Source organism: Bradyrhizobium uaiense (assembly GCF_010811875.1).
In the GTDB taxonomy this organism is placed as follows: Bacteria; Pseudomonadota; Alphaproteobacteria; order Rhizobiales; family Xanthobacteraceae; genus Bradyrhizobium; species Bradyrhizobium uaiense.
In genome coordinates, this window is record NZ_VKHP01000651.1 from 1 (window position 1) to 307 (window position 307).

At 64.2% G+C, this 307-nt stretch carries 1 protein-coding gene; it reads left to right on the top strand.

What is annotated here, in order from left to right; genetic code table 11:
- The coding region (locus FNJ47_RS55620; protein WP_488226114.1) for an ATP-binding protein at nucleotides 1–307 on the top strand (307 nt) is incomplete at both ends.

Here is a 307-nt window from a genome sequence, read left to right on the forward strand (position 1 = left end):
TCGCCGACGAGATCGGCTACCCCGTGATGATCAAGGCCTCCGCCGGCGGCGGCGGCAAGGGCATGCGCATCGCGCATTCGAAGGGAGAGGTCGCCGAAGGCTTCAACCTCGCCAAGGCCGAGGCGAAGTCGTCGTTCGGCGACGACCGCGTCTTCATCGAGAAGTTCATCGTCGATCCCAGGCACATCGAGATCCAGATCCTCGGCGACAAGCATGGCAATGTGATCTATCTCGGCGAGCGTGAGTGCTCGATCCAGCGCCGCAACCAGAAGGTCATCGAGGAGGCGCCGTCGCCGCGGCTCGACGA